This is a genomic window from Protofrankia coriariae (assembly GCF_001017755.1).
Classification (GTDB): Bacteria; Actinomycetota; Actinomycetes; order Frankiales; family Frankiaceae; genus Protofrankia; species Protofrankia coriariae.
On the sequence record NZ_JWIO01000023.1, the window covers coordinates 37,100 to 58,822 of the forward strand.

The 21,723-nt window shown below is 72.8% G+C and carries 6 protein-coding genes and 1 pseudogene (1 of these 7 running past the window's edge); 4 read left to right on the top strand and 3 right to left on the bottom strand.

Features of this window, described 5'->3' with window-relative positions:
- From FrCorBMG51_RS34810 to FrCorBMG51_RS14835, 4 genes and pseudogenes are all read left to right on the top strand, one after another.
- On the top strand, positions 1–106 hold the 3' portion of the coding sequence (locus tag FrCorBMG51_RS34810) for a condensation domain-containing protein (protein WP_476742175.1). The gene continues 3,086 nt to the left of window position 1, outside the view; 106 of the gene's 3,192 nt are visible here — the last part of the coding sequence; its start codon lies beyond the left edge, outside the window; its stop codon occupies positions 104–106.
- Positions 67–3,630: pseudogene (locus FrCorBMG51_RS34815) on the top strand (amino acid adenylation domain-containing protein); the annotation flags it as partial. The gene FrCorBMG51_RS34810 and the pseudogene FrCorBMG51_RS34815, both read left to right, overlap by 40 nt.
- Positions 3,631–3,737: 107 nt before the next feature.
- Complete coding sequence (locus FrCorBMG51_RS31365) at positions 3,738–15,704, top strand: non-ribosomal peptide synthetase (RefSeq protein ID WP_235433596.1); 11,967 nt, start codon at positions 3,738–3,740, stop codon at positions 15,702–15,704.
- A 266-nt stretch (positions 15,705–15,970) separates the two neighbouring features.
- Positions 15,971–16,192, top strand: coding sequence for an MbtH family protein (locus tag FrCorBMG51_RS14835; RefSeq protein ID WP_047223662.1), 222 nt, complete (start codon positions 15,971–15,973; stop codon positions 16,190–16,192).
- Positions 16,193–16,362: 170 nt separating this feature from the next.
- Here the strand turns inward: FrCorBMG51_RS14835 and FrCorBMG51_RS14840 are convergent, their stop codons facing one another.
- The 3 genes from FrCorBMG51_RS14840 to FrCorBMG51_RS14850 all read right to left on the bottom strand — a co-directional run bounded on the left by FrCorBMG51_RS14840 (position 16,363) and on the right by FrCorBMG51_RS14850 (position 21,569).
- Positions 16,363–17,163 carry a DUF8175 domain-containg protein gene (locus FrCorBMG51_RS14840; RefSeq protein WP_047223663.1) on the bottom strand — a complete coding sequence of 267 codons (801 nt, stop codon included), beginning with the start codon at positions 17,161–17,163 and terminating at the stop codon, positions 16,363–16,365.
- 136 nt (positions 17,164–17,299) lie between these two features.
- Positions 17,300–19,393: an ABC transporter ATP-binding protein gene (locus FrCorBMG51_RS14845; RefSeq protein WP_083731219.1), complete on the bottom strand. Its 2,094-nt coding sequence runs from the start codon at positions 19,391–19,393 to the stop codon at positions 17,300–17,302.
- A gap of 325 nt (positions 19,394–19,718) precedes the next feature.
- Positions 19,719–21,569 (bottom strand): ABC transporter ATP-binding protein, encoded by a 1,851-nt coding sequence (locus FrCorBMG51_RS14850; RefSeq protein ID WP_047223664.1) that lies wholly within the window; start codon positions 21,567–21,569, stop codon positions 19,719–19,721.
- Between the last annotated feature and the right edge of the window lie 154 nt (positions 21,570–21,723).

A 21,723-nucleotide genomic window follows, 5' to 3' on the forward strand; every position in this document is an offset into this window, starting at 1 on the left:
CCGCCGCGGGCCGGCGGGTCGTTGCCGTCCGGTGATGTGCCGGTGCCCGACGACACGGTCGCCGACATGCTCGGCGCGCAGGCGGCACATACACCGCGGGAAGTAGCGCTCGTCTTCGGTGAGCAGCGTCTGACCTATGCCGAGCTCGACACCCGGGTCAACCGGATGGCCCGCCTGCTGCTCGCCGAGGGCGCCGGGCCCGAACGGGTCGTGGCGCTGGCCCTGCCGCGTTCGATCGACATGGTCGTGGCGCTGTTCGCGGTGCTGCGGACGGGCGCGGCCTACCTGCCGCTGGACCTGGACTACCCGGCCGACCGGCTGGCATTCATGATCGCCGAAGCGGCCCCGATACGCGTGCTCACCACGTCCACGGTCGAGTCACTGTTGGTCACCCCCGACGCGGCCACGGCGGACGCGGCCGGAACCGGCGCGGGCGGGACCGGCGCGGGCGCAGGCGGGACGGACACGGCTGGGCGCGGGCGCGACGAGGTGGGCGCGACACCCACCCGCGTCCTGCTCGACGACCCGGCGGTGGCCGAACGGCTCGCCGCGCTGCCCGGTGACGGCCTGGCCGACGACGAGCGGCCCGGGTTCGCTCCCGGCCGGCCGCACCGGCTGGACCACCCCGCCTACATCATCTACACCTCCGGCTCCACCGGCCGTCCCAAGGGCGTGGTCACCCCGTACCGGGGGCTGACGAACATGCAGCTCAATCACAGGGAGGTCATTTTCGGGCCGGCGGTCGCCTCCGCCGGCGGGCGGCGGCTGCGGATCGCGCACACCGTCTCCTTCGCGTTCGACATGTCCTGGGAGGAGTTGCTCTGGCTCGTCGAGGGGCACGAGGTGCACGTCTGCGACGAGGAGCTGCGCCGCGACGCCCAGGCCCTGGTGGCCTACTGCGACACGCACCGCGTCGACGTGGTCAACGTGACGCCGACCTACGCCGGGCTGCTGTTCGAGCACGGGCTGCTGGACGGCCCCGACGATCCGGAGCAGGCGCCGAGCACGGCTAGCACGGCGGACCTGGCGGGCCCGGCGGAGCCGGGGTGGGGCGCTCCGACCGGGGGGCACCGGCCGGTGCTGGTGCTGCTGGGCGGCGAAGCGGTCTCCGACGCGGTCTGGTCACGCCTGCGCGACACCAAGGGTACATATGGTTACAACCTGTACGGGCCGACCGAGTACACCATCAACACTCTCGGCGGAGGAACTACCGACAGTGACACCCCGACCGTCGGACGGCCGATCCGTGACACCAGCGTGTACCTGCTGGACGGTTGGCTACGGCCGGTGCCCGACGGCGCCGTCGGCGAACTGCACATCAGCGGTGCGGGCCTGGCCCGCGGCTACCTCGACCGTCCCGGGCTGACCGCCGGGCGGTTCGTCGCCGACCCGTTCGGCCCGCCCGGGTCGCGGATGTACCGCACCGGCGACCTCGCCCGCCGCCGTCCCGACGGCAACTTGGACTTCCTCGGCCGCACCGACGACCAGGTGAAGGTCCGTGGCTACCGGGTCGAGCTCGGTGAGATCTCCGCCGCGCTGGCCCGTCATCCACAGGTCGCCCAGGCCGCCGTGGCCGTCCGCACGGACCCGGCCGTGCCCGGCCTGAACCGGCTGGTCGGCTACGTCGTGCCTGCCGAGCTGACCGGGGACGCCCGTGACCAGGCCGAACGCGAGCAGATCGGCGAATGGCAGCAGATCTACGACGCCGAGTACACCGAGATCGACACCGCTGTCTTCCGGGAGGACTTCGCCGGCTGGGACAGCAGCTACGACGGCCAGCCCATCCCGCTGGCGCACATGCGCGAGTGGCGGGAGGCCACCGTCAGCCGCATCCGCGAGCTGCGGCCCCGGCGGGTGCTGGAGATCGGGGTCGGCAGCGGGCTGCTGCTGTCCCGGCTTGCGCCGGACTGCGAGGCCTACTGGGGCACCGACATCGCCGCGCCCGTCATCGACAAGCTGCGGGCCGACGTGGCGGCCCATCCCGCCCTGGCCGGCCGCGTCGAGCTGCGCGCGCAGCCGGCGCACGTGTTCGACGGGCTGCCGGCCGGCTTCTTCGACACCGTCGTCGTCAACTCGGTGGTGCAGTACTTCCCGAGCGTCGACCACCTCACCGGCGTGCTGGCGGCGGCGGTGGACCTGCTCGTCCCCGGTGGGGCGCTGTTCGTCGGTGACGTGCGCAACCTGCGGCTGGCCCGTGCCTTCCACACCGCGGTCGCGGTGACTCGCGCGGACGAGCGGACCGAGCCGGCACGGCTGCGCCGCGCCGTCGAGCGTGGCGTCACCCTCGACAAGGAACTGCTCGTCGACCCGGACTACTTCGCCGCGCTGCCGCGGGCGATCCCGGGCATCACGGTGACCGTGCGCGTCAAGCGTGGTCATCACCACAACGAGCTCACCCGCCACCGGTACGACACGGTGATCCACCGGTCACCGGTGTCCACCCTCTCCCTCGCGGACACGCCGACGCTGCCCTGGCAGAACTGGATCTCGACCGTCGACACCACCGGACCTGTGGGCACCGGACCTGTGGGCACCGGACCTGTGGATGCCGGCGCTGTGGATGCCGGGCCTGTGGACGGCGTGGCAGCGGACGCGGTTGCCGAGGCCCTGGCCGAACTGCGCGCATATCTGCGGGATCACCGTCCGGACAGGCTGCGGGTCAGCGGCATCCCGAACGCGCGCCTCGCGGGCGAGCTCGCGGCCGTGCGCGCGCTGGTGGGTCAGGCGTCCGCGCTGAACAGCGCTGACGGACAACCGGACAGCGTCGTCGAGCGCCCGCGGGGCGCGTCCGGGCGACCGGACGGCGGGCGCACGGTGACCGACATCCAGGCACTGCTTGCCACGACCGGTGCCGGGGTGGAACCGGAGGTGCTGCATGACCTGGGTGACCAGCTCGGCTACACCGTCCTCACCACCTGGTCCGGCGCCGCGCCGGACACCATGTCCCGGTCCGGCGCTGTGCCGGATGCGGCGCCGTGGGACGGCGCTGTGCCGGATGCGGCGCCGTGGGACGGCGCTGTGCCGGATGCCGCAGCGCGGGACGGACAGGGCGGATCCGCGGTCGCCCACGGGTGCTTCGACGCCGTGTTCGTCGCCGCCGACCAGCTCGCCGGCCGGACCGCCGTCGACGTCTACCGCCCGACCGACACAGCCGTCCAGGCATCGGGAACACCGGCGTCACCAGCGGCATCGGGAGCAGCGGAGACAGTGGAGGCAGCGGAGGCAGCGGAGGCAGCGGAGGCAGCGAGGACATCGGATGCGTCGGGGGTGTCGCTGGCGGCCTACGCCAACGACCCGACCGCCGCGCGCGGCAACGGCGCGCTGATCGCCCGGCTGCGCGACCACCTGCGCGCGCAGCTACCCGACTACATGGTCCCGGCGGGGATCCTCACCCTGGACGCGCTGCCCCGGACCATCAACGGCAAGCTGGATCTCGCGGCCCTGCCGGACGCCGAGCCCAGCGCCGTCCAGACCCCCGGCCGAGCCCCGGCCTCCGCCGAAGAAGAACGCCTGTGCTCCCTGTTCGCGCAGGTCCTGGGCCTGTCCGAGGTCGGGGTCACCGACAGCTTCTTCGATCTCGGCGGCCATTCCCTGCTCGCCATCCGGCTGATCAGCCAGGCCCGCGCCGAGTTCGGCGCCGAGCTGGCCATCCGCGACCTGTTCGAGGCGCCCACCCCGGCGCTGCTCGCCGTACGGGTCGGTGGCGGGCGGCCGCCGCNCCGCCGCGGCCGGCGGTGGTGCCCATACCCCGTCCGCAGCGGATCCCGCTCTCGCCGGCTCAACAGCGGCTCTGGCTGGTCGATCGGCTCGCGGAGGGAGGGATTCCCGTTGGCCGCGAGCGCGGCGGGCGATCCGCGAGGCATACCGCCACCGCCTACAACTACCCGATGGTGTTCCGGCTCCGTGGTGATCTCGACCTGGACGCGCTGCGCGCCGCCGCCGTGGACGTGATGGATCGGCACGAGTCCCTGCGCACCGTCGTCGAGGAACATCAGGGCGCCGGGTTCCAGCGGATCCTCGACATCGGCTCCGCCCGGCCGGAGGTCATGGTCGTCGAATGCGCGTCGGACGAGCTGGCCGAGTGCGTGGCCGAGGCCGCGGCCAAGCCGTTCGACCTGCGTACCGATCCGCCGCTGCGGCTGGCGGTGTTCCGGCTCGGCACGGCCGACCACGTGCTGGCGGTCGTCCTGCACCACATCGCCACGGACGAGTGGTCCGACAGCCCGTTCCTACGTGACCTGGACGCCGCCTACATCGCCCGCCGAAATGGTTCGACGCCCGGATGGGCGCCACTGCCGGTGCAGTATGCCGACTACACGCTGTGGCAACAGCGGTTCCTGGGTGATCCGGCGGATTCGGACAGCATGGCCGCCCGGCAACTGACCTTCTGGGCGGACGCGCTGCGCGACATGCCCGAGGAGATCCCGCTGCCGCTGGACCGGCCGCGGCCCGCGGCCCGTGACGGCGTCGGTGCCCGGGTGCGGTTCGAGGTGCCCGATATGACGGCGCAGGCGCTGCGTGCCCTGTGTACGCGGACCGGTACGAGCATGTCGATGCTGGCCCATGCCGCCGTCGCGGCCTTGCTGCACCGGCTGGGAGCGGGTGAGGACATTCCGCTCGGCGTTCCAGTCGCCGGCCGTACCGACGAGGCACTGGATGACCTGGTCGGCTTCTTCGTCAACACCCTCGTCCTGCGTTCCGACCTGTCCGGTGACCCGGCCTTCACCGAGCTGCTGGCCAGGACCCGTCAGACCGATCTTGCCGCCTTCGACCACCAGGACATCCCGTTCGAGCAGGTGGTCGCGGCGTTGAACCCGCCCCGGGCCGCTGGCCGGAACCCGCTGTTCCAGGTGATGACCGGTTACCACCGTCGTAGCGACGACAGCGGCACCCTGTTCGGGCAGGCGGTGGACTGGTACCCCACCGAAGTCGTGACCGCGAAGTTCGACCTGCACTTCACCCTCGTGGAGCGGGTTGGGGAAAGCGCCGCGGCAGGCCGGATCAGCCTCCTGTTGGAGTACGCGACCGACCGTCTCGCCCACACCGCCGCGGAGCATCTGGCCCGACGGATGATCCGGCTCCTTGAGCAGGTCGCCGCCGACCCGGACCGGCCGCTCGCCGCGATCGACATTCTTGATCCGGACGAACGCCGCCGGCTCCTGGCCGACGGGACCGGTGCCACCCGCGTGGTGCCGGCCCGGACGCTGCCGCGCTTGTTCGAGGAGCAGGTGGACCGCAGCCCTGACACGGTCGCGCTGGTCACCGAGAACATGACACTGCGTTATGCGGAGCTGGACGTTCTGGCGAACCGGTGGGCCAGGCTGCTCACCGCACACGGGATCGGCTCCGGCTCGGTGGTGGGGGTGGCCATCCCGCGGTCGGCGGAGCTCGTCGTCGCGCTCTACGCCGTGCACAAGGCCGGAGCGGCCTACCTGCCGTTGGACACCGACTACCCGCCTGACCGGCTCGCGTTCATGATGGCCGATGCCGCTCCCGTGAGGGTGCTGACCACGTCCGCGGCCACCGCACGCCTGCCGGTCACCGAGGTGCCGCTGTCAGTGGTGGACTCGGCCGAGTTCCGCGCACAGGTCGACGCCCAGCCGGGCACGCGGCTTGACAGCGAGGAGGTTCCGCAGCCCGCCGGCGGCGAGCTGCCGGCTTACGTGATCTACACCTCGGGTTCGACCGGACGGCCGAAAGGTGTCATGGTCTCGCATGCCGGCATCGTCAACCGGCTGTGCTGGATGCAGCACGAGTACCGGCTCGACGCGGGTGACCGCGTCCTGCAGAAGACCCCCTCGAGTTTTGACGTGTCGGTGTGGGAGTTCTTCTGGCCACTGCTCGCCGGGGCGACGCTGGTGGTGGCGGCGCCCGACGGGCATCGGGACCCCGGCTACCTGGCAGCGCTGATCGACCGCGAGCGGATCACGACCGTGCACTTCGTGCCGTCGATGTTGGCGGAATTCCTGGCGGAGCCGGCGGCGGCCGGCTGCACCGGGCTGCGTCGGGCGCTCTGTAGCGGGGAGGCGCTGCCGGCCGACCTCGCTCACCGGTTCCACCGGGTCCTGCCGCATGCGCGGCTGGACAACCTGTACGGGCCGACAGAGGCATCGGTGGACGTGACCTGGTTCCGGGCTGGGCCCGGCGCCGCTGGCGGGATGACGGACGGAGCCGGAACTGGTCCGGGGTCGGTACCGATCGGCCGGCCGGTGTGGAACACCCGCGTGTCGGTGCTCGACTCCGCGCTGCGTCCGGTACCCGCCGGAGTCCCCGGTGAGCTGTACCTCGCGGGCGTGCAGCTCGCCCACGGGTACCTGGGACGGTCCGCGCAGACCGCGGAGCGGTTCGTCGCGGACCCGTACGGCGGCCCGGGCGAGCGGATGTACCGCACCGGCGACCTCGTCCGCTGGACGCCCAGCGGTGAGCTGGAGTTCCTCGGCCGGGCGGACGACCAGGTGAAACTGCGGGGGGTCCGCATCGAGCTGGGCGAGATCTCCTCCGCGCTGCTCGCCGACGGCGCGGTGGCGCAGGCGGCGGCTGCCGTCCGCGAGGACCGCCCCGGTGACCAGCGGCTGGTCGGGTATGTGGTGGCCGCTCCCGGGCAGGACGTGGATACCGCGGCGCTGCGAGCCCGGCTGGCCGCGACGTTGCCCGAGTATCTGGTCCCGGCGGCACTGCTTGTGCTCGACTCGCTGCCGGTCACCCCGAACGGCAAGCTGGACCGCCGCGCCCTGCCGGCGCCGGACCCGTCCACGCGGATGTCAGGGGCCTCGCCGCGTACCGCGCGCGAGCATCTGCTCTGCGGGCTGTTCGCGGATGTTCTCGGCCTGGAACGGGTCGGGACCGACGACAACTTCTTCGCTCTTGGTGGCCACTCGCTGCTGGCGGCCCGTCTGGTGGCGCGGATCGGCACCGCCCTGGGGGTGCGGCTTTCGCTGCGTACCGTCTTCGAGGCACCGACCGTGGCGGGGCTCGTCAGGCGATTGGAGCACACCGGCGCGGCCGGGCCGGTGCTGGAACGGGTGGCGCCTACCGCGCGACCTGAACGGCTGCCGTTGTCATTCGCCCAACAGCGGTTGTGGGTCCTCTACCAGGTTGACGGTCCGAGCCCCACCTACAACATTCCGCTGCTCTGGCGGCTTTTCGGGCACCTTGACATGGCCGCGCTGCGGGCGGCCGTGGGCGACCTGGCGGAGCGGCACGAAACCCTGCGGACGATCTTCCCGCAGCGCGACGGCCGGGCGTACCAGCAGGTGCTGGAGCCGCGCGACACCGGAGTCCGGATCGACGTCGAACGGGTCGGGGAGGCCGGGCTCGCGGCGCGCCTGTCCGCCGCGGTGAGCTACGGCTTCGCGCTCGAGCAGGAACCGCCGATGCGGGTGTGGGTCTTCGAGCTGGCGCCGGAAGAGCACGTCCTGCTGTTCCTGGTGCATCACATCGCCGTCGACGAATGGTCGGAGCGGCCCTTCGTCGACGACCTGACCGCCGCCTACCGGGCCCGGCTGGCCGGGTCGCCACCGGCGTGGGCTCCGCTACCGGTGCAGTACGCCGACTACGCGCTGTGGCAGCGTGCTGTCCTCGGCGACGCCACCGACCCGGACAGCCTGCTGGCCCGCCAGCTCGCCTTCTGGCGGCAGGCGCTCGCCGGCGCGCCGAGCGAGCTGACGCTGCCGCTGGACCGACCGCGTCCGGCCGAGCCGACCTCCCGCGGGGGAGTGGTCGACTTCGCGCTGGACGCGGAGCTCTCGCGCGGTCTGCGCGAGCTCGCCCGGTCGTGCGACGTCAGCATGTTCATGGTGTTGCAGGCCGCGGTCGCGGTGCTGCTCACCCGCCTCGGGGCAGGGAGCGACATCCCGCTGGGCACCCCGGCCGCCGGCCGCGGTGACGAGGCGCTCGACGATCTGGTGGGCTTCTTCCTCAACACGCTGGTGCTACGGACCGACACGTCGGGCGATCCCACCTTCCGCGAGCTGCTGGCCCGGGTGCGCGAGACCGACCTGGCCGCCTTCGACCACCAGGACCTGCCGTTCGAGCAGGTGGTGGATACGGTCAACCCGGCCCGGTCGCTCTCGCGCCATCCGCTCTTCCAGATCATGATCGTCTATCTGGTCGGTGCCGGGGACGGGCCGGCGCTGCTGGGCCTGCCGTCCCGGCCGGAGCCGCTCGGCCAGCACACGGCCAAGTTCGACCTGTCCTTCGCCTTTGTCGAGCCGGCGGACGGCGACGGGATCGTCGGCGGGATCGAGTACAGCGCCGACCTGTTCGACCGCGCCACCGTCGAGCGGATCGGGGCCCGGCTCACCGCGCTGCTCGGCCAGGTGGCGGCCGGTGCCGACGAGCCGATCGGCCTGCTGGACGTGTTCACCCCGCTCGAGCGGGATCGGGTCCTGCGGGACTGGAACGACACCGCCCACCCGGTTGACGAGTCGACAACCCTGCTGGATCTGGTCCGTGCGCAGGCCGCGCGCACTCCGAACGCGATCGCGCTGATCTGTGACGACATACCGCTGTCCGGCTCACAGTCGTCCGGCTCACAGCCGTCCGACACACAACTGTCCGGTGCGCAGGCGGACGGTGCGCAGAGGGACGGTGCGCAGAGGGAGGGTGCGCAGGCACCCTACAGGCAGTCGTCCGACGGGCAGCCGCCCCACGGGGGGCCGTCAGACGGGCATTCACCCCACGCTCGGCCGTTCCGCACGGAGCTGACCTACGCGGAGCTGGACGCGCGGGCGCGGCGGCTGGCGCGGGTGCTGGCCCAGCGGGGTGCCGGGCCGGAACGGATCGTCGCGCTGGCGGTGCCGCGCTCGGCGGAACTCGTCGTCACCCTGCTCGCGATACATCGGACGGGCGCCGCCTACCTGCCGGTCGACCCGGACTACCCGGCCGACCGGATCGCGTTCATGCTCGCCGACGCCCACCCGACCTGCCTGGTGACCACGTCGGCGGTCCGCTCCGCCCTGCCGGAGACGGCCGTGCCCGTCCTGGAACTCGACGATCCCGCCGTCATAGCGGCCGTGAACGGCTCCGCCGCCGGCCTGGCTGTGAACGGTTCCGCCGCGAACAGCTCGGCTGTGGACGGTCCCGCTGTGGACGGCCTCGCGGTGGGTGACTCGGTTGTGAACGGTCTCCCTGTGAACGGCGCCGGTGTGGACAGCGCCGGTGTGGACAGGCTCGATGCGGGTGGGCTCGGCGTCGGCGGCCTGGAGCGGGGCGAGCCGGACGGTCCGGACGGCCTGCCGGGGCGTGGCGCGGTCGATCCCCGGTCGGCGGCGTATGTGATCTACACCTCCGGTTCGACCGGACAGCCCAAGGGAGTCGTCGTCCCGCACGCGGGCATCGTCAACCGGCTGCTGTGGATGCAGGACGAGTACCGGCTGACCGCCGACGACCGGGTGCTGCAGAAGACCCCGGCCAGTTTCGACGTGTCGGTCTGGGAGTTCTTCTGGCCGCTGATCGTCGGCGCGACGCTGGTCATGGCCCGCCCCGAGGGACACCACGATCCGCTGTACCTGGCGGAAGTGATCAAATCGCAGCGGGTGACGACCGTGCACTTCGTGCCGTCCATGCTGGAGGCGTTCCTCGCCGAGCCGGCGGCTGCCGGGTGCACCGGCCTGCGGCGGGTGCTGTGCAGCGGCGAGGCCCTGCCCGCGGAGCTCGCCACCCGTCTGCGTCGCGTCCTGGACATCCGGCTGGACAACCTGTACGGCCCGACCGAGGCCTCCGTCGACGTCACGTCCACCCGCTTCACCGGACCGCTGCCAACCGGCCCGCTACCACCCGGTTCGGTGCCGATCGGCCGTCCGGTGTGGAACACCCAGGCGTACGCGCTCGACGCCGCCATGCGCCCGGTGCCGCCGGGCGTCCCCGGAGAGCTCTACCTCGCCGGCGTCCAGCTCGGACGCGGCTATCTGGGCCGGCCGGGCCTGACCGCGCAGCGGTTCGTCGCCAACCCGTTCGGGGCGGCGAGCAGCCGGCTGTACCGCACCGGCGACCTGGTCCGGTGGACCGACGACGGTGAGCTCGCCTTCCTCGGCCGGGTCGACGACCAGGTGAAGATCAGAGGTTTGCGGGTCGAGCTCGGCGAGATCGAGTCGGTGCTGTCCCAGGCCCCGAGGGTCGCCCGCGCGGTGGTCGTCGTCCGCGAGGACGACCACCGGCAACGCCACCTGGTGGCCTACCTGGTACCGAACGCAACGGATGCACCGGGCGGCGTGACTGCTGTGCACCCGGCCAGCGCCGACGCGCACGGTGCCGGCGCGGGCGGTGTGGACGTCGACGTTGTGCGGGCCCGGGCGGTCGAGGCGCTGCCCGAGTACATGGTTCCGGCGGCCTTTGTCGTGCTCGACGCGCTGCCGGTCACCCCCAACGGCAAGCTCGACCGGGCCGCGCTGCCGGCCCCGGACTTCGCCGGGCTGGTCTCCGACTCCGCGCCGGCCAGCCCGCGCGAGGCGCTGCTGGCCGAGCTCGTCGCCGGGGTGCTGGGCCTGGCGCGCGTCGGCGTCGACGACGACTTCTTCACCCTCGGTGGCGACAGCATCCTCGCGATGCAGGTGGTCGGCCGGGCCCGCGCGGCGGGGCTGGCGATCAGCCCACGGGACGTGTTCCGCTACCGGACGGTGGCGGCGCTCGCGTCGGCCGCCGGGATCCTGCCCGACGCCGCGGATCCAGCGGCCCTCGCGGAGCACGCCGACACCGGCGCGCCCCCGCTGGCGCTCGACGCGGCCGAGGCCGCGGAGCTCGCCGGGCTGCGTCCCCAGCCGGCGGAGATCCTCCCGCTGTCACCGCTACAGGCGGGCCTGCTCTTCCACGCCTCGTTCGATCCGGACACCGACCCGGACGCCGACACCGATCCGGCCGCGGCCGATGCGCTGAACCCGGTTGCTGGCCGGCCGGCCGCCGTTTCCGACGGCGATCCCGGCGTGGGCGATCCCGGCGTCGGCCCCGACGCGGGGGAACTGGACGTCTACACCGTCCAGGTGTCCTTCCAGCTGGACGGCCCGCTGGACCCGGCCCGGCTGCGGCGGTCCTCGCAGGCGCTGCTGGAGCGGCACGCGAACCTGCGGGCCGGCTTCCGCTACCTCGCCTCGGGACGCCCGGTCGCACTGGTCGCGCGGAACGTGACGCTGCCCTGGCGGCAGGTCGACGTCTCGGCGTTGGACGAGGCGGGCCGGCACATCGCGTGGGAGCGGTACCTGGCCCAGGAGCGGCGCCGTTTCGACCTGGCCGCCGCGCCGCTGCTGCGGCTGCTGCTGGTGCGTTTCGGCGACCAGCAACACCGGCTGGTCATCTCCCACCAGCACCTGGTGATGGACGGCTGGTCGGTGCCCCTGCTGATGGCCGAGCTGTCCGAGATCTACCGCCGGGGCGGTGACGCGGCCGGCCTCGCCCCGGCCGTCCCCTACCGTGACTACCTGGGCTGGCTCGCCCGGCAGGACCAGCGGGCGGCGCGGGCCGAGTGGGCGCGCTCGCTCGACGGCCTCGCAGAGCCGACCCTGCTGGTGCCGGCCGACCCGGACCGGCCGCCGCTGGTGCCGGACCTGCGTACGGTGGAGCTGTCCACAGAGCTGACCGCGGCCCTGACGGCGGTGGCCCGCCAGCGTGGCCTCACGCTCAACACCCTGGTGCAGGGCGCCTGGGGCATCCTGCTGTCCCGGCTGACCGGGCGGGACGACGTCGTCTTCGGCGCCACCGTCTCCGGCCGCCCGCCGGAGCTCGCCGGCGTCGAGTCCATGATCGGGCTGTTCATCAACACGGTCCCGGTCCGGGTCCGGTCCCGGCCCGGCGACACCGTGGCCGGCCTGCTCGAACGCCTCCAGGACGCCCAGGCCGGGCTGATCGCCCACCAGCACCTGGGGCTGGCCGACATCCAGCGGGCCGCGGGGCTCGGGGAGCTGTTCGACACGCTGATCGTGTTCGAGAGCTACCCCGTCGCCGACGGCCCGGAGCTCGGCGAGGAGGACGGGCTGCGCACCGCGGCGGTGGGGCATCAGGACGCCACGCACTACCCGTTCGCCTGGGCGGTCGAGCCCGGCGAACGGCTGAGCCTGACCGCGGAGTACCGCGGTGACCTGTTCGACCAGGACGCCGCAGAGCGGATTGTCACCGCCATGGTGGGCCTGCTCGAGGCGATGGCCACCGACATCGACCAGCCGGCCGCCCGGCTGGACGTCCTCTCGCCGCGGGAGCGGCACCGGATGCTGGTGGAGTGGAACGGCACGCTGCTGGCGGTGCCGTCCACGACCGTGCCGGCGCTGTTCGAGGCACAGGCCGAACGCGCTCCGGACGCCGTCGCCGTCGTCTCCGGTACCACCCGGTGGACGTTCGCCGAGCTCAACGACCGGGCGAACCGGCTGGCCAGGCTGCTCGTCGAGCACGGGGTGGCGCCGGAGCGGACGGTGGCGCTGGCGCTGCCACGGTCGGCCGGCTACGTCCAGGCGATCCTGGCTGTGCACAAGGCCGGCGGTGCCTACCTGCCGGTGGATCTGGACAACCCCGCGGACCGGCTTGCGGACATCGTGGCCGACGCCGCCCCGCACCTGCTCGTGACGACACGTCAGATCGCCGCGAGCCTGCCGGTCGCCGGCGTCGCGACGCTGCCGCTCGACGATCCGGCCGTCGTCGCCCGCCTCGCCGCCGTCGACGGCGGGAACCTCACCGACGACGACCGGGCGCTGCCCCTGCTGCCGGCGCACCCGGCCTATGTGATCTACACCTCCGGTTCGACCGGACGACCCAAGGGGGTCGTCGTGCCCCATCAGGGTGTGGTGAACCTTTTCCACAGCCACCGCGCGACCCTGTACGCACCGGCGGTGGCGGCGACCGGCCGGGAGCGGCTGCGGGTGGCGCACGCCTGGTCGTTCTCGTTCGACGCGTCCTGGCAGCCGCAGCTGTGGCTGCTCGACGGCCACGCCCTGCACGTGGCGTCGGATGAGGCCCGCCGGGACCCGGAGCTGCTGGCCCAGATGATCGCAACGGAGGGCATCGACTTCATCGAGGTGACACCGTCGCTGCTCGCCCAGATGGTCGACGTCGGGCTGGTCACGGGGGACCGCTGCCCGCTCGCGGCGGTGGGGTTCGGCGGCGAGGCCGTCCCGGAGCCGCTGTGGAACCGGTTGCGCGCGCTGACCGGCACCGAGAGCTTCAACCTGTACGGCCCGACCGAGTCCACCGTGGACGCGCTCGTCGCCCGGGTCGCTGACAGTGACCGTCCCGTGGTCGGCCGCCCGGTGGCCAACACCCGGGCGTACGTGCTGGACGCGTACCTGCGCCCGGTCCCGCCCGGGGTCACCGGTGAGCTGTACCTGGCCGGGGCTGGCCTGGCCCGCGGCTACCTGGGACGGGCCGCGCTCACCGCGGAGCGGTTCGTCGCGAACCCCTTCGAGCCGGCGGGCGCCCGGATGTATCGGACCGGCGATCTCGCCCGCTGGAACGCGGACGGCCAACTGGAATACGGCGGCCGCTCCGACGACCAGGTCAAGATCCGCGGCTTCCGGATCGAGCTCGCCGAGATCGAGACGACGATCGCCGGGCTGCCCGGCGTCAACCAGGTAGTGGTCACCGTCCGCGAGGACCGCCCGGGCGTCCGGCAACTGGTGGCCTACGTGGTCACCGGTCCCCCGGCGACCGGCCCGGAAACGAACGAAGCGGACCAGCCCGAAGCGGGGACAACTGGGCTGGGGACGGTCGGGCTGGGGACGGCCGGAACGGACAGCGTGTCGCGGCCCGCGGCGTTGTCGGCGCCGGACGTGGCAACGTTGCGTGATCACGCTGTCCGTACGCTGCCCGACTACATGGTGCCGGCGGCGTTCGTGCCGCTCCCACAGCTGCCGACGCTGCCCAACGGGAAGCTGGACCGCAACGCGCTGCCGGCTCCCAACTTCACCGCCACCGTCTCCGGGCGGGCCCCCGGCAACCCCACGGAGCAGGCGCTGCGGGACGCGTTCGCCGCGGTACTGGGCGTCCCCGAACTCGGTGTGGACGACGACTTCTTCACTCTCGGTGGGGACAGCATCGTCGCGATGGAGCTGGTCAGCCAGGCCCGCGCGGCCGGTTTCCGGATCACCCCGCGCCAGGTCTTCCGCCACCGCACGGTGGCGGCGCTGGCCACGGTAGCCACCGCCCTCGCCCCGGTGTCGGAGCGGGCCGGCGGCGACGACGGGACGGGAACCGTCCCGCTGACCCCGATCATGCACGCGCTGCGTGAGCTGGGCGGCCCGATCAGCGGCTATCACCAGTCGGCGCTGGTACAGACACCGGCCGAACTGGACTGGACGACCCTGCTGGCCATCCTGCAAGCGCTGGTGGACCGGCACGACATGCTGCGGGCCCGCCTCGTCCGCGCGTCCGGCCCGAACGGTGACCACTGGACGTTCACCGTGCCGCCTCCCGGGACGCTGGACGTCGCGACGCTGCTCGAACGGGTCGACATCCGCACCAGCGGGCCCGGCGGCGGCGAGCCGGACAGCGGTGGTGGGCAGGGCAGCGGTGGGCTTGGCGTCGAGGAGCCCGACGCCAGCGGGCCCGGCGGCGTTCTCACCGGGGACGCGCTGACCAGGACGATCTCCGCTGCGGCGCTGGCCGCCCGGGACCGGCTGGACCCGGACGCCGGCGTCATGCTCCAGGCGGTGTGGTTCGACGCGGGCGGGTCCGCGCCGGGCCGGCTGCTGCTGATGGTGCACCACCTGTCGATCGACGGCGTCTCCTGGCGCGTCCTGCTGCCGGACCTCGCGACCGCCTGGGAGAGCATCTCCGCGGGACGCCCCGCCGGCCTGCCGCCCGTCGGCACGTCGTTCCGGCGCTGGTCCCGCCTGCTGACCGAACGGGCGTCCGATCCCGCCCGCGAGGACGAGCTGCCGCTGTGGGTGGGCATCCTCGCCGGCGGTGACCCGCTGCCGCTGATCCGGGAGCTCGACCCGGCCCGGGACGTCGTCAGCACGGTGCGCACCCTGGCGCTGCGGCTGCCGGTCGAGCGGACGTCGCCGCTGCTGACCGTGGTGCCGTCCACGCTCGGCGCGACCGTCAACGACGTGCTGCTGACCGCGCTGGCGCTGGCCGTCGCCGACTGGCGCCGCCGCCGGTTGGACGGCGTGGGCAATGACGGCGTGGGTGACACGGACAGCGTCGGCAACGCGGTCCTGGTGGATCTTGAGGGGCACGGCCGCGAGGAGGAGCTCGCCGGGGACGTGGACCTCTCCCGCACCGTGGGCTGGTTCACCAGCGTCATCCCGGTCTGCCTGGACCCCGGCCCGGTCGATCTGGCCGAGGCGCTGGCCGGCGGGCCGGCCGCCGGGCAGGCGCTTGAGCGCGTCCGGGAGCATCTGGCCGGCCTGCCGTCCGGCGGAATCGGCTACGGGCTGCTGCGCCATCTCAACCCGCGGACGGGGCCGGAGCTGGCGCGGCTGGGCGCCCCGCGGATCGAGTTCAACTACATGGGCAGGTTCGGCGTCCCGGAGGCGACGGACTGGTCCTACTCCGCCGAGTCGGACGCGGTGGACCTCGACGCCGACGGTGACATGCCGGAGGAGCACTGCCTGGTGGTGAACTCGCTGACCGAGGACCGTCCGGGCGGGCCGGAGCTGGCTGTGTTCTGGTCCTGGCCGTCCGGTGTGCTGGCCGAGGACGCCGTCCGCGAGCTGGCCGAGACCTGGTTCCAGGCCCTGGACGCGCTGGTGACCCACGCCACCGGCCGGCCGGAGCGCGCATGATCACGATTCCCGCCGCGCGCCCGGCGGCCACCGAGAAAACCAGGCACCGGCAAAACCCGCAGTGGCCAGGAGAGATATCGGAAAATCCTGAAAGAAGCCGTGGCAATATTGTGGGCAATGGCGTGGCCCATGATGATTCCCGTCGACCGTGATCGAGAACTGACTGTGATCGAGAACTGAGTTTCGGCAGGGCCCCGGGAGAACCGGTCGGGAGAACCGGGCCCAGGAGAACAGCGGAACAGCAGAGCCGGAGAAGGGGGACACCCATGACCAACCCGTTCGAGGATCCCGACGGCGTCTACACCGTCCTGGTCAACGCCGAGGGGCAGTACAGCCTGTGGCCGGACTTCATCGACGTCCCGGCCGGCTGGACGGTCGAGCACGGGCCGGGCCCGCGCCAGGAGTGCCTGGACTACATCGAGACACACTGGACGGACATGCGCCCCAAGAGCCTGATCGAGGCAATGGAAGCCGCCCCCCGCGACTGACCCACCGCCGCCCCGGCCGGCGCCGGCTTCGGTGCCGGCTTTGGCGCCGACGAACTCGGCGACGGCTACCAGCGATCCCAACGGGGTGCCGAGGGCCAACGAGTTACCAGTGCCTGGAAGGGGGTCGTTGAGGTCTGGAGGGGCCATGGGCTCTTATCTCCGGGGGGCTCTTATCTCCGGGGGAACAGTTGGAAGCCCGCGGTGGAGGCGATCCGGGTGATGACCGTCTCCCAGTTGCCGCCGGGTGGGACCACGATCCGCCAGTCCCCACGCTCCCAGCGCAGTTCGATGCGCATGGCGGCGTACCCGGTGGTGCCGGTGGAATCCACGGCGTCCGTGGCCACATACAGCACGACCCGGTCGGGGGCGGCCACATCGAACCGGACTCCGGCGTAGCGGAAGATCGGGTCGGAGAACCGTCCGGTGAGCCGGTCGGGAATGGTATATCGCGCCGCGGCTATCCGGGTCCGTGTCAGCAGGGCGGGCTGGTCGGCACCGGTCGCCTGCTCGGCGATGGTGGGTTCGAAGATGTAGGCGCCGACAATGGCGTCCGTACGGAAGACAACGTGGATCGCGGCGAGGGCGGCGCCCAGCGGGGTGTGGGCGAACCCGGACGCCCGGTCGTCGGCCAGGATGCGCGGGCCCGCGGCCGGCGAGACCGGCAGAGCGAAGCCATGGAAGTCCAGCCAGGTCAGGTCGGAGAAGTCCAGGACGGGCAGGCCCGAATCCGGGAGCACCGGCCCGCCGGGCACCGGGACCGCGCCGGCCGTACCCGTGGGCGGTGCCGGCGCCGGTGTCGGGGAGCCGCCCCGGCCGCTGACGAGTACCAGCCCGACGGCGATCCCGACCGCGACCAGCCCGGCGGCGGCCAGCAGCCCCACACCCGTGGAGAAACGACGCTCGCCAGCCATATCCGTGCCCTTACGCCGCTCGACCATCACCTGGATCGCGCGGATCGACAGGACGATCACCCCTTGCGCTAGCTATGACACGTATTGTCAGAATAGGGGGTCGCGCAGTAAGGCGGTGGCCATAGCCCAGCGTGACGCGGGACAGCCCGCGGGCCGCGAGCAGCCGGACGAAGGTGTTCTACTGGTTGACGGTGTTCTACTGGTTGACGGGAGCGTCCTGTGGCGCGCGGGTGTCGGACCATGCCTCCCACAGCGCGGCGTAGCGCCCGCCGGCGGCGATGAGCTCGTCGTGCGTACCGGTTTCGACGATCCGCCCGTCGTCCATGACGACGACGAGGTCCGCGCCTGCCGACTGGGTGAGACGGTGCGCGACGACCAGCCCGGTCCGGCCCGCCAGCGCCTGCTCGGCGGCGGCCTCCAGGATGCGGGCACCGGCGCTGCCGGCGTCCGCGGTGGCCTCGTCGAGGATCGCCACCGGCGGATCGGTGAGGACCAGGCGGGCGAGCGCGAGCTGCTGGGCCTGCGTGACGGTCAGCCGGTGCCCGCCATCCCCCACCACGGTGGCCAGCCCCTCGGGCAGCGCCTTCGCCCACCCGGCCGCGCCGACGCGGTCGAGCGCCGCGAGCAGCTCGTCGTCGCTGGCGTCCGGGCGGGCCAGGCGCAGGTCGTCGGCGAGCGGCCCGGCGAAGACGTGCACGTCCTGGGAGATCAGGACGACTGTCCGGCGGACCGCGGCCGGGCCGAGTTCGTCCAGCCCCACGCCGCCGAGCGCGATCGACCCGCTGGTGGGGCGGTGGATGCCCGCGATGAGCCTGGCCAGGGTCGTCTTGCCCGCGCCGCTGGCGCCGACGAGCGCGACCCGTTCGCCCGGCTCGATGTCGAGGTCGACGTCACGCAGCACCTCGTGACCGGGCCGGTAGGCGTGGCCGATACCGGCGGCCCTGACCGAGGCGTCCACCGGCACGGCGACCGGCGCGACCACCGGCCTGCTGACCGACCCCCTGACCGGCGTGGTGACTGCGGTGGCGGCCGAGACCGCGGACGACACGGTGCCCGACGCGTCGGCCGTCGCGGCATCCGGTGTGCTGGTCAACACGTTGGCCGGCACACCGGCCGGCACGTTGGCTGGCACACTGGCCGGCTGGGCGGGCCGGTGTGGTTCCGGCGTCGTCGGGATGTCGGCGACGCCCACCATCCGGGCCAGGCTCGCGGTCGCGGCCTGGGCCTCGTCGACGAGCGCCAGCGCCACGTTGATCGGGTTGAACAGGTTGTGGAAGTACAGGGCCGCCGCGGTCGCCGTGCCGATCGTCACCGATCCGTTGCGTACCAGCAGGAAGCCGACCGTGAGGACGGCGGCGAGACCGATGAACTCGGCGAGGTTCAGCCGGGCGTAGAACCGCGTGATCAGATGGATTCCCCGCAGGGCCAGGTCGACGGTGGTCCAGGAGCGCTGGGTGACCCGGCCGATGTGTTCGTCGTCGCGGCGGAACGCCCGGACGGTGGCCGCGCCGCCGATGGTGTCGAGGAGCTGCTGCTGCTGGGCGCCGGCGGCGATACGTTGCCTGGCGTAGAGGGGGATGCTGCTCCCGGCGTACCAGCGGACCGCCTGGAACTGGACGGGCGCGGCGAGCAGGGCCGCGAGCGTGAAACGCCAGTCGAGGACCGCGAGCCCCACCAGGGTGAATCCGATGGTCAGAGCGGCGTGGGCCATCTCCGGCAGCGCTCCGCGGACCGCTTCGGTGATCCGCGTGACATCGTTGGTCACGCGTGAGGTCAGGTCGCCGGTGCCGGCGCGTTCCACCTGTTCCAGCGGCAGGGTGAGCGCGCGTGCCACGAAGCGTTCGCGCAGGACGGCCAGCACGCCCTCGCCGAGCCGGGCGACGAGGGTGACCCCGACCGCTGTCAGCACGCCCTGCGCGGCCGCGACGACCACGAGCAGCACGACCGGAGTGATGATCGCGTCGGTCGACCGGCCGTCGGCCACGAGGTCGACGATGTGGCCGAGCAGCGGCGCGGTGAACAGACCGACCACCGTTGACAGGGCCAGCACACCGAACGCGGCGATGGTCAGCGCCCGCCGCTCACGCAGCAGCCCGCCGACCGTGGCACGGATGCGCGCGCTGGTCGCGGTGGGCAGCAGTTCCCGGCCGTCGTCCGTCCGCGCGGAGACCTCAGGGCTGGCCGCGGACGCCTCAGGCCTGCTCGCGGACGCCTCGGGGCTGGCCGCAGACGCTTCGGGCCTGCTCACGGACGCTTCGGGCCTGGCCGCGGATGCCTCGGGGCTGGTCATCGTCGGTTCTCCCGCGTGGTCATCGTGCCAGGACGAGTACTCAGGGCCACCCGCCTGGCCCGCGCGCCAGTTCTCGCGCGGACACTTGTCATCACATGGACACCGTCCGCCACATGAACGCCGTCCGCCGTGCGGACACTGCCCACTATGTGGACACCACTCGTCCCGTGGACAGCGCTTACCGTGTTGACGGCGTCCGTCCCGCGAACAGCGCCTACCGCATGGGCAGCGTTCTCCATACGGACGGTGACCATCAGATGGACACTGTCCGCAGCGTGGACACTGCTCGCTGTGGGGACGGTGGCCATCAGAGGGGCGGTGGCCGTCATGTGAGCACGGTCGCCCGGTAGTCCGCGTGGCCGTGGACGAGTTCGCCATGGGTGCCATCGGCGGTCACCGTGCCCCCGTCGATGACCACCACGCGGTCGGTCACCGCGAGCAGGGCCGGGCTTGTTGTGATCAGGATGGTGGTCCGGCCACGGCGGATGTCGCGTATACCGGCCGCGATCCGCGCCTCGGTGACCGCGTCCACCGCTGTGGTGGGGTCGTGCACGGCCAGCACGGGGGAGCCGACGGCGAGTGCGCGGGCGAGCGCGATACGTTGCCGCTGCCCGCCCGACAGTGACCGTCCACGTTCAGCGAGTATTTCGTCGATACCGTTCGGGAGGCTGCTCGCGACCTCGTCGGCCCCCGCCGCCACCAGCGCCCGTCCAACCACACCCCCGGTACGGGCCTCCACCACGTCACCGGCATCGGCACCGACCGGGCTCCCGGCACCGATGCCGATCGCGGCCGAGCCGTTTCCGGGGCCATGCCCGGTGAGACCGCCCCCGACAGCAACAGGCTGACGTCCGGCGGGCTCATCTTCAGCCGGGCCACCGTGGGGCGTGGGCACCACGACGTTCTCGATCAGGGTTCCCTCGAACAGTTCCGCGTCGTGCGCGGCCACCAGGACCGCGGCGCGGACCGCCGCCGGGTACACCCCGGACAGCGGCACCCCGTCGAGTTCGACCGAACCGCTGTCCGGATCCGCCTCGCGTCCCAGACACCGCAGGACGGCGGTGGCCGCCGCCGGATCAGCCACGACAATCCCCAGCAGCTCGCCGGGGGCGGCGGTGAACGTCAGGCCCCGCAGCGGCCCGTAGGTCACGTCATGGAAGCGGACCTGGCCCCGCACCGGCTCGGGAAGGCTCCTCGTCCCGGCCCCGACCGCTGGGGACGTCGCCAGCACCGAGGCGATGCGGCCGGCGGATGCCCGGCCCTGGGCGAACTCCGCGTTCACCCAGGCGAAGATCGACAGCGGTCCGAGCAGGAACTGGGCGAGCCCGACCGCGGCGATCAGATCACCGACCGAGATGTCGCCCTCGGCCGCGAGCCGACCCGCGACCAGCGCGACCAACGCGATGAAGATGCCCGTCAGCGCGAGGACGCCGCCGTCGTGCCAGGCCTTCGCGCTGGCCGCCCGCAGGGTCGCGGTCAGGGAGTCCTGGCTGGTGCGCCGGTAGCGGGCGATGGCGGCCGGCTCGGCGCCGATGCCCTTGAGCACCCGCAGTCCGGCGACGAGGTCGGCGGCGACGCCCGATGCGTGCGCGGCGCGTTCCTGCTCGGTGTCGCTGCGGCGTTCCAGCGGCCGGCCGAGCAGGTGCGTCCCCCACAGCAGGAACGGCGCGCCGAACAGCACCAGCAGGCCGAGCGGGACGGAGACCGTGAGCAGCGCGACCGCGCCGACCAGCAGGCCGGTGACGGCCGCGATCGACGCGGGCAGCGCCGCGTTCACGATGCCGACCCGCTGGGCGTCCCCCGTGGCGATGCTCACCAGCGCCCCGGACAGGTGACCGGTTTCCGCGCCCGCCCGCGGGTCCAGGACACGGCGGGTGAGCTGGATGCGCAGGTTGTGCGCGGAGCGTTCGGCGGCACGTTCCCCGAACCGCGCGCCGAAGCGGTAGCAGAACGAAAGGCCGGCGAACGTGACCGCGAGGACGGTGAGCCAGCGGAGGAGGTCGCCGGTGGATCCGGTCGACACGGCCCGATCGATGATGATCCCGATCAGGACCGGGACCAGGGCCTCCCCGACCTGATGCCCCGCGACCATCACCGAACCCACAGCGATCCGGCGCCACTGGCTGATGATCGAGCTGATGAGGACGTCCCGTCCCGACGGCCCGCCAGTACGCACCCTTGTCCTCCGGTCCGTTGCTCGTCGTCCTCCGACTGCGGCCGATCATCCCTTGGCGGTGACCGGATGGCTCGTCCGTGCCGTCGCCGTGCCCGCCATGCCCGGCGCGGTCGGCGCGGCCGGCAGGTGNNGGCGCGGCCGGCAGGTGCCGGTG